The organism is Acinetobacter sp. IK23, assembly GCF_035615275.1.
Lineage (GTDB): Bacteria > Pseudomonadota > Gammaproteobacteria > Pseudomonadales > Moraxellaceae > Acinetobacter > Acinetobacter seifertii.
This window is the reverse complement of record NZ_JANBNX010000031.1, coordinates 32,010-42,058: the sequence shown is the minus strand read 5'-3', so window position 1 is coordinate 42,058 and position 10,049 is coordinate 32,010. Positions and strand designations below refer to the sequence as shown.

The window sequence follows — 10,049 nt, the reverse complement described above, 5'->3', positions numbered from 1 at the left end:
GGGCCAAGGTATTGCTTTGATTATTGAACGTGTTGAAGCACTTTAAGGAGAAACAAATGCCATCTTTTCAATCTGCCGATGCACAAATTAACTATCAAACTTTTGGCGAGCCATCTTCCCCTGCTCTGATGTTTTCCAATTCTTTGGGCACCAATTATGGTATGTGGCAAAAACAGTTTAATGAGTTAAAAGATCAATTTTTTGTGATCTGCTATGACACTCGTGGTCACGGTTCATCCTCTACACCTGACGGTCCATACACTGTAGAGCAATTAGGTGAAGATGTTGTCCGTTTACTGGATCATCTGAATATTAGCAAAGCTGCTTTTTGTGGAATTTCTATGGGTGGTTTAACAGGTCAATGGCTGGCAATTCACCACCCTGACCGTTTTAGTCATGTCATTGTTGCAAATACTGCCGCTAAAATTGGGCAAGAACAGGCATGGTTTGACCGTGCAAAATTAGTACGTGAGCAAGGTTTACAACCGATCGCAGCTACAGCAGCCTCGCGATGGTTTACAGATCCCTTTATCCAAAGCCATGCTTCAATTGTCAACAACCTGTGTAACGACTTAAGTGCTGGCAGCGCAATGGGTTATGCCAATTGTTGTGAGGCTTTGGCTAAAGCGGATGTCCGTGACCAGTTAAAAGATATTAAAATTTCTGTATTGGTGATTGCTGGAACTCAAGACCCTGTAACGACTGTTGCAGATGGTCAATTTATGCAACAACACATTCCACAATCACAACTTGCAGAGATAGATGCCTCTCATATTTCCAATGTAGAGCAGCCCGAAGCTTTCAATAAAATCCTAAAAGATTTTTTAGTGAACTAATTTGATTTTCTATAAAACTCATTTATTAAAAAAAAGGCCATGATTAGCCTTTTTATTCACTAAAAATAGAAATCTAAATAACTTGTTCAATAAGGTATAAATATATACCTTAAATATAGTAGAAAATTACATGGATAAATAACAGTATTTAAATTTCATGAACAGGACTTTCTTTATCAGTCGGGTAAATCTAAGTTAATTCTTAATCGCTCACTTCTACATCATAATTAAAGTAAGGATATCTAAATTGAACATACTTATGCTGAACTCACGATTTCCACCTAAAAGCTCTTTAGTTAAATATGGAACGTTACTTTTAGGTGTACTTTTAGTGGGTTGTAATTCTTTATCAAGTTTAGACTCAACGCTGACAAAAAAGCAGATCACAATTAAGCGCGATAAATTCGGTACACCACACGTATATGCAAATGATACCTATGGACTTTTTTACGGCTATGGATATTCGGTAGCGACCGATCGATTATTCCAGATGGAAATGTCGAAACGTACAGGACAAGGTACAGTTGCTGAGGTACTCGGCCCCGAGTATCTTCAATATGATATTGCAACACATAGCCGTTTTGACCCAGAAAATATTAAGCAACAACTCACCGTGCTCTCACCAGAAAACCGAGCAATTTTTGAAGGTTATGCCGCAGGTTTTAATAAGCGTGTTAAAGAGGTTTTAGCAGATCCAGCTCTTATGCCTAAAGAGTTCACAGATCATGGTTTTAAACCATCAACATGGCAACCAGAAGACATTGCTATGGTTTGGGTGGGCTTAATTTTAAATCGGTTCTTTTCAGCAAATTCTGAAGTATCAAATTTAGATTTGCTTACGCAACTGCAAAAAGAAAAAGGCCAAGAAGAAGGTCTTAAAGTCTATCAACAATTACGTTGGCTAAACGACCCAAGTGCTCCAACTATTATTCAATCTGCACAAAAACCACAGCTTATAGCGCGTCAACAGCAAATACTTAAAGACATTAGCCCTATTTCAAATAAAGCAGCCAAAACCTATTTAGCTCAAGCTCGCACTGCTTTAGGAAAAAGTGTGGTAGACGGCGTACCTACCGCCAGTAATGCATGGGTCTTAAAAGGTGATAAGACCATTGAAGGCCAAGCAGTTTTATATAATGGCCCACAGCAAGGATGGTATACACCAGCAATTACTTACAGTATTGGTTTACATGGAGCTGGCTATAATTTGACAGGTATAACTCCTGTTGGCTTACCTGCGATTTTATTTGGAACTAATGGCAAAATCGCATGGGGTTCGACGGTAGGTTCACTCGATACTAACGATGTTTATCAACTCACCCTAAATCCAAGTAATTCAAAAGAATATTTATATAAAGGGATATATATTCCATTTGAACACAAGCAAGTAAAAATAAAAGTTAAGAATCAGGCCGACCATGTTTTAGATGTTTATAAGAGTAAACAAGGCTTTGTAAGTACATGGGATGAAAATAACCATACGGCGTATGCACAAAAACGTAGCTGGGAAGGTGTAGAAATTGAAACCTTATTAGGATGGGCAAATGCAGCGAAAGCCTCAAATTGGGATGAGTTTCTTGCTCAAGCCAAACGTGTCGCAGCCTCTATTACTTGGTTCTATGCCGATACTAAAAATAATATCGGTGTGGCTGCTTTAGGTCGTTTACCTATTCGCCCTGAAAACCAGCATATTCAGCTTCCAGCTAAAGGTGATGGTTCAATGGAGTGGCAAGGTTTTTATGACTTCTCACACAATCCTAAAGAATACAATCCACAAAAAGGTTATGCCACAAGCTGGAATAACAAAGCCTATGCAGGTTTACGCTCAGATTCGTCAAACTTTTCTTATGTAGATCGGGTCAATGAACTAATTGAACCTTTAGAAAGTAAAGCAAAACTGAGTCAGCAAGAAATTTGGGAAATTAATAAAACGGCTGCATGGTCTGATTTAAATGCGCGTTATTTTATTCCTTATATGATTCAAGCTGCACAAAGTCCTAAGGCAACACCGTTAGCTAAAAAAGTCGCTCCCTTACTTGCCAATTGGGATATTAAATTACGCCCTGATAGTGAAGCCAAATATTATCAAGGTGCAGCACCAGCAATTACACGTGTATGGCTTAATCAAATGATTGAACTAGTACTCAAACCAAACCTTTCAGAAAATATTTATAAGCGTTATACCGATACACTTTATCCGGTAAATAATGATCCACGTAGTGCCCAGCCAGCGAGTGCATCAAAATTAATCTGGAATGCCCTACAAGGAAAACAGGCAAGCGTTCCTCAGAATGTTGATTTCTTAAAAGGACAAACAGCAGATGAAGTCGTATTAAAAGCTTTAGAAAATGCGCTGACTGAACTTTCAAATCAATATCACTCTAGCGATCCGAATGACTGGAAAATTCCAGTGGCAACCATGGGCTTTTCCAGCAAAAATTCGGTAGGCATTCCTTGGGCTGATCCATCGCATGAACAACAGCTTAGCACCTATGGAAATACGGGAAGTGCTACTTTTAGAGTGGTGTTAAATCCAAATCAAGTCACGATGTGTTCGATTTTAGCTCCAGGACAAAGTGGCTTTATCAATCAAAATGGAAAACCGGATGCCCACTTTGCAGATCAGCTCCCTTTATTTGAAAGTTATAAATGTAAAAATGATGCGGTGAGTCAAAAAGAAATCGATCAATCAACTCAACAAAGCATCACTTTAAACTACTAAATTTTTAGCCCAATTTTTATGTTAAAAGCAGAGGTTTGTTATTGATAAAATGACAAACCTCCTTATTGGCTTAATACCGAATCATGACTGATTTTAATTCGGTGTAATCTTCGATAAATGCATCTGAAAACTCTCTACCAATTCCTGAAGCTTTTACCCCGCCAAATGGAACAGATGGATCTAAGAACGTATGCATATTGACCCACAAGATCCCTGCTTCAATCTTAGGAATTAAACGCAAAGCTTTAGATAAGTCATTTGTCCAGATACTTGCAGTTAAACCAAAGCGCGACTGATTCATAAGCTGAATAAGTTCTTCATCAGTTTCAAATGGCATTACCCCGACTACTGGACCAAAAGTTTCCTCTGAAAATAAAGGATCATCCGTATTTTTGAAGGAAATTAAAGTCGGTTGTACAAAATACCCTGTCTGATCTAGAGCCGCACCACCAGCAATAATCTGGTTGTTGGCTTTAGCCATATCTAAATAATGTTTCACTTTATGAAAGTGTGGCTGATTAGAGAGTGGACCAAACATATTTCCCTCGTCCATAGCCGATCCAATTTTGAAACTAGAGAGTGCTTTAGAGAGTTTATCAACCAGTTCATCATGTTTTGTACGGTGGACAAAAAAACGCTCTGGGGATGCACAAACTTGGCCTTGATGTACAAAAGTTGCTTGCAACAAAGTCGGTAAAATCTTATCAATATTTGCATCTGCCAAAACCGCTATGGCATTTTTACCGCCTAACTCCAGACTTACACGGGTTAAATCACTGCTCATCGCAAGTTTACCAATCGCAATACCTGTTGGTACTGAACCTGTAAACGAGACTTTCTTAACGAGTGGTGACTCAATTAAATATTGTCCCGTCTCCCCCTTACCTGTAACCACATTAATCACACCAGCCGGAATACCTGCATCAATGGCAAGTTCAGCTAAACGCAATAAAGATAAGCTGGCAAACTCACTTGGTTTAAGCACAATGGTACAGCCAGTTGTTAAAGCTGAACCGATTTTCCAAACACCAATCATCAGTGAAAAGTTCCAAGGCACAATCCCTGCAACCACACCAATCGGTTGTCTTAAAGTAAAGGCCGTATATTTTTCACCTTGCATAGAAGGAATAGAGGGTTGCATGGTTTGACCATTAATTTTAGTTGCCCAACCAGCAAAATATCTCAAGAAAATAACAGATTGTGCGACTTCAAGATGTCGTGAAATATTGATAAGTTTTCCTGTAGACAACGTCTCGAGCTGTGCAAGCTCTTCACCATGTTGCTCAATTAAATCTGCTAGCTTGTTCAGTTTAACGCCACGTTCATACGGCGTAGTTTCAGCCCAAGCATTTTGAAAAGCATGTTCAGCACTTTTGACCGCGCTTTCGACATCTTGTTGACTACCAATACTAATTTGAGCAACAACCTGTTCAGTCGATGGATTTACAATATCCACTTTATCTAAAAGCTCGGCAGCAACTAATTTTCCATCAATAAAATGTCCATGTTGACGTGCCATAAATTGCTGCACATTTTGTAAAATCTGAACTTCACTCATTTTTATTTCTCTCAATTCATTTAAAAGGATCTATTAATAGATGTATTGCAGAATCAACTGCGCATATACATTGGTCTTGTCATCGTAGTTTTGAGTACCGCCACTATGGATATCGTGTTTTGGTTTATAGAGTCCCATTAAAGGAATAACATTGAATTTTTTATTGACCGACCAGACTGAAAAGACATCCAGCTCATGTCCATCCACATTGGTTAAAGACTTATTTACCGTTTTGAACTTGTAGGCCAAAGCACCCAACATAAAATTTTCTTTCAAATTCATCGTGTAAGAGACTTGATGAATATCTGCATTTTTATTAAATGGACCAGCATAGTTTCCAGCAACTTCGCCCTGAAACCATGTACCAAAGCCGACTGTATTTCCATAAAACATAGGGTCGTATTGGTCTGAAAAATGACTAAAACGGTAGCCTAATGAGGGCGTATATTTTGAAGATAAAAAGTTATAGTTCAGCGCTAAGTAGCCAGCATTTTCGTGGCTATCTTTTTTATCTTGAACCACAAACTCAGTTTTAACTTGCAGCTCTGGTAAGGGTTGATAATTCAAACGTAAAGCATAATTTTTAAGATCTTCGCGCCCTGAAACCTGTTCAGCATCTTCAAGGTCTAATACGTTTAAATAGGTAAACCCAACACCCTTATCTTTAAGCTGATACATCAGATCAGTCACAAAGAGTTCAGGTGAAAATTGTGCTTTATTGTCTGACTTTAAATAAGCCAGCTTTAACGTTGTATTCTCTTGCGGTTTGTATTGAAGCAAACTTGTAAAATCAAAGCTTCGACGAGCTGCTAGATAATATGCCCCGCCCCGATCTAATGTGCCGTCCGCAGGAACTTTACCGAGATTTAATGCATCACCCGCAATGAAGAACCCATCACCAATCATAATATTTTGTCGACCTATACTTAAATCATAGGTCCTTAACTCATCTTTATTGGTGCCGTCTTTAAAACCAATGATCCATTCATTCACATCTGTTTTACGTTCTTTGCCATTACTATTTTGGCCTGCGTCGCCATCACCAAATGTTGCCGAGCTAATACCGCTCAAGCTTGCATAGAGCTGATTGTTTTTAAAGGTGTATTGGCCTTTAGCACCATATTTAAGATGACCTTCTTGCCAATTGATTCTTTCATCCTCTAGGTTTTCACCGTTATAGCTTTTACCGCTACTAAAAGCCCCCAAAGTTGCTTCAAAAGTCGGTTTAATTTCAATTTCACCAGCATGCACAGTTGAAAAAAATGAGACAAAGAGAGCCCCTCTCACAACCTGAGAAAATAAATTTTTCATTGAGAAATTCCTTTTTTGCGAACGGTCTAACCGTGCTCAAGTGTGGGTAACCGATTCGTTACCCACTCTAGATCATGCACCCGTTTAGTGATGGTCGTGCTGTGTGTTTTGCTCGTCTTCACCCAAGTTTAAAGTTGGGGTACTGTCAAAGAAGTTCCAAGGTTTGATTAGGGTATAAACCCATTCTGTCGGCATAATTGGCCATTCTTCAGCACGTGCCACATGGGTTGTTCCTGTTGTCATCCACACTACAAGGTCTTTATTTTCAATATTTTCATTGTTGCCAATGAATTGTCCTAATCCTGTGTCATGAGTTGAACGGTTTGAATATTTCCCTTCTGGATAGCGTTCATCTGGATTGTACTGAGTCACCCAAATTTGCTTATCCATAAAGTTCAAACGTTTAAATAACCATTCATCTTTAGAGAAATTGGCTCCTTTTGCCACAGGGTGTGTCCCACCTGCAAACGGAATGAGTTAGTAAGAAACCGGATTGCCTAATTTATTTTCCTTGTTGAAATTCGTGAGTAAGCGAATAGTGGATGGATCAAATTTTTCAGCCGCATTTTGCTCATTCGTAATGACTTTACTATCAATTTGCATTGAGCTTGTACGAACACCACCTTTGTCATTGGTTTTCACCACAGGGTCCATATGCATAAAGCTGTTATTTTCACCATCGACATCCATATCTAAGCGGAAGTTATAGATGTGCTGATGGGTTGTACCCACAATATTATGGTCAATTAAAGTTCCATATTTGGTGTCTTCTTTGGCGGTACTGTCATGCATGGTGCGTGATTTAACACCTTTAACAGCTTCAATACCCGTTGCACCCGCATTAATCCCAATTACACCATTTTGGGCAAATACCCAGTCAAACATGTAATCGTAGTTTCCAACCGTACTAATCCAGCGCACCACAAGTTCACGGCGAGCTTCACTCGCATCCTGATTACCAAAAATTTCATGATGTTTATATTCAGGTCCAGCATAACGTTCAAATACAGCAATGGCATTTGGAATTACTTGTGGCTGGCCTTTATAGTCTGCAATTACGGCATCAAGTAAAACAGCGTTGTCAGGTGCATCTGTTCCAGGAAGAATAGACGAGGTAAGTGTTCCCATACCATATTCGCCAGAGTCCAAATAAGATTTGAAGTACCAACCAATATCAGGATCGCCATATGGAACCACCATTCCACCCAAGTTGCCTTCATACATGACTTTACGCTTAACGCCTTTATCTTTATAGGTCACTGTTGAAAGCTGCAAGCCAACACGAGAGTCTAAGGCCACATGCAAACACCAATTCCCCCAATGTATGGTTTGGCCAGTAATGCTAAAGTTCTTACCCTCAGGTTCAGTAATATTGAGTGGTTTTAGCTTACTTGCTACGGGCTTATTCGACATATAAGGTCGATTTGCCATTGGCACAGGAATGATCGCACCTTCTTCAATCTTGATAATTTTTTCTTTATCTAAATCAACTACAGCAACTAGGTTCTCAATAGGATGTGCCCAGTAGTTACCATCTCCTACATCGAGGTAAGCGACAACTTTTAATATATTGAGTTGTTTATCAAGTCCATCTTTACCGCCAAAATATCCAACCGTCAGCGGTGTAGCAATCACTTTCTTCACATCGGTAATGCCGCGTTTGCGTAACGCTTCCTGATATTCTTTACTTGTCTCAATTACACGCTGTACGGCTTCAAAATTATCGAGCAGCACCATTCCATGAGTGTCTTTAAGTACATTCCATTTGGTGACTTGTTGAGTGTTAAGGTTAACTTCACCTTCAATCGCTTGACTCCCCTTTAACAAAATAAATGAGGCAATACGATCTTCTTTAAATTCTTTGTGATTAATGAAGTAATCCCAGACTTTGGCTTTTTCCGGTTCTTTAAGCTTTAACTCGGCAAAACGCATATTTTTATAGGCGTATTTCGAGCGATTAATCACATCAAAGGTCTTTTTAATTTCGTCAGAATTTAGGCTATTGAGCGGGTGAAACGTATTTTCAATTTTAAAAGTTTGATCTAAACCAGACTGGAATACTTCATTAAAAAAATCTTTTCCAATAACAGGTTTACCCTCTTTAATTAATAACGGGACACTGAGCTTGAAAGGTTTGCCATTCACCAAAACCTGATCTGAATTGGGTTTGGCCCGAACTACCATAGAACCTTTGGTGATCATATAAGTATTGGTAAAATCGTCTTTGACAACTTTAGCGCCTTGCTCACTCATGTTTTGATAAAGTGAGACCATTTCGGCATGTCCACCATGCGCAAACGCTTGAGTATTAATTCCCCAAAAGCTTGCAGCGATTGATAAGTTAAGTGCCAGTATTTTTTGTATATCATTCAATAATCGTTGTTTACGCATTGGTTTCATCCTTTTCATCTATCCCTGAACTATCTGAATCAGATAATTAAAATGCACTTCCTGTGAGTGAAATTCATTAGACCAACTTAATAGTTTTATGGTTATTAAGCTTATCTAACCTGCTCTAATGAATTTAATTTCAACACAGTTACATAGGGCTAGCTTGTTCAAGAATGACGTCGAACTTGTCTAAAAATGACATTGAGAGATGAAAGAATTAAACCGACATACCCTCTCTAAATTCTTTAGGAGAAATACCATAAGTCTTTTTAAAGATTTTTGAAAAATGAGCGCCATCCCAAAAACCCCACTTCAAGGCAACTTGGGTAATTGAGCTTTGTTTGTTCTTTTTATCAAGCAAATCTGCTTTGACTTTTTCTAGGCGTTTGAGCTGTATATACTTGTTAATAGATAAATTTTCTTGCAGAAACAGCCGATAGAGATGACGTAGCGACACCCCAATATGCTCTGCAATTAATTTAGGTGTTAAATCTGGTTTTGCTAAGTTTTCTATAATATAACGCTCAGCTTTTTCCATCAGGTTGTTAGAGCTATTAATATTTTTATAATTAATTGTCGGTTTGATTAAGGCAATCAATGCATCTTCAAAAGCATTACCATCTTCAGTTGCGTACCAAAGTTTGATGTTTTCAGCAGACATATTTTTCAAAATATTCTTGAGTAAAAAACCACTCATATTTTGCGTAATCAGTTTTCCAAAATATTCGGTACTAATATTTTCTTTAAGTAATTTTTCACGCGAGAGGTGTACTGAAATCTGACTTACCAAACCTTGCGGATACATCGAAATTGTTTCAACCGGATCTACTAAAACAATATCGCCTTCATTTAGGCTTAAGGTTTCATTTTTATATTCGAGCAGCATTTTTCCCGAATACTGCAAAATCAAAAAACAAAAACGATTATTCACTCGATCGATTTCATCGGATTTTCGGACAATCTTATTGGCATTGTTTTTGATAAAAGCAATTTCGGTATCACCCAATAAAAAGCACTGAACTTCACCAATGAATAAATTACGGGTTCCGTCAAAATCGGTTTCAAAATTGCCGCACACACTTTTAATATGGTGCGTCCATGTGAGTAATGCATCGCTTACATATTGGTTCATCCCTTACCTCTCTATGCATGTGCAACCGCTCAAAATTTTGCGTTTGTGGTGGTGCACTGTCTTGGCTTATTTACAATCTTGTTTTATTGATAAACAAAT

The 10,049-nt window shown here is 38.4% G+C and carries 5 protein-coding genes and 1 pseudogene; 2 read left to right on the top strand and 4 right to left on the bottom strand.

The annotated features are described in order from the left end of the window. Positions 1 to 56: 56 nt before the first annotated feature. Together pcaD and MSG95_RS16485 are read left to right on the top strand one after the other, a co-directional pair. Complete coding sequence (pcaD, locus tag MSG95_RS16490; RefSeq protein WP_151819557.1) at positions 57 to 836, top strand: 3-oxoadipate enol-lactonase; 780 nt, start codon at positions 57 to 59, stop codon at positions 834 to 836. A 259-nt stretch (positions 837 to 1,095) separates the two neighbouring features. Then, positions 1,096 to 3,558, top strand: coding sequence for a penicillin acylase family protein (locus MSG95_RS16485; protein ID WP_151819558.1), 2,463 nt, complete (start codon positions 1,096 to 1,098; stop codon positions 3,556 to 3,558). 70 nt (positions 3,559 to 3,628) lie between these two features. On the opposite strand, the gene MSG95_RS16480 is transcribed toward MSG95_RS16485, so the two are convergent. The 4 genes and pseudogenes from MSG95_RS16480 to feaR form a co-directional block, all read right to left on the bottom strand. After that, positions 3,629 to 5,116 (bottom strand): NAD-dependent phenylacetaldehyde dehydrogenase, encoded by a 1,488-nt coding sequence (locus tag MSG95_RS16480; RefSeq protein WP_151819559.1) that lies wholly within the window; start codon positions 5,114 to 5,116, stop codon positions 3,629 to 3,631. A gap of 33 nt (positions 5,117 to 5,149) precedes the next feature. Further along, positions 5,150 to 6,367 (bottom strand): hypothetical protein, encoded by a 1,218-nt coding sequence (locus MSG95_RS16475; RefSeq protein WP_151819578.1) that lies wholly within the window; start codon positions 6,365 to 6,367, stop codon positions 5,150 to 5,152. 144 nt (positions 6,368 to 6,511) lie between these two features. Continuing rightward, positions 6,512 to 8,827, bottom strand: a pseudogene (gene tynA, locus MSG95_RS16470) (primary-amine oxidase). A 208-nt stretch (positions 8,828 to 9,035) separates the two neighbouring features. Beyond that, positions 9,036 to 9,950 carry a transcriptional regulator FeaR gene (feaR, locus tag MSG95_RS16465; protein WP_151819560.1) on the bottom strand — a complete coding sequence of 305 codons (915 nt, stop codon included), beginning with the start codon at positions 9,948 to 9,950 and terminating at the stop codon, positions 9,036 to 9,038. Positions 9,951 to 10,049: the final 99 nt, after the last annotated feature.

Bases quoted from the DNA above. Each gene is read 5' to 3' on its own strand.
- MSG95_RS16480 (WP_151819559.1), bottom strand. From the start codon at position 5,116: ATGAGTGAAGTTCAGATTTTACAAAATGTGCAGCAATTTATGGCACGT.
- pcaD (WP_151819557.1), top strand. From the start codon at position 57: ATGCCATCTTTTCAATCTGCCGATGCACAAATTAACTATCAAACTTTT.
- feaR (WP_151819560.1), bottom strand. From the start codon at position 9,950: ATGAACCAATATGTAAGCGATGCATTACTCACATGGACGCACCATATT.
- MSG95_RS16485 (WP_151819558.1), top strand. From the start codon at position 1,096: ATGCTGAACTCACGATTTCCACCTAAAAGCTCTTTAGTTAAATATGGA.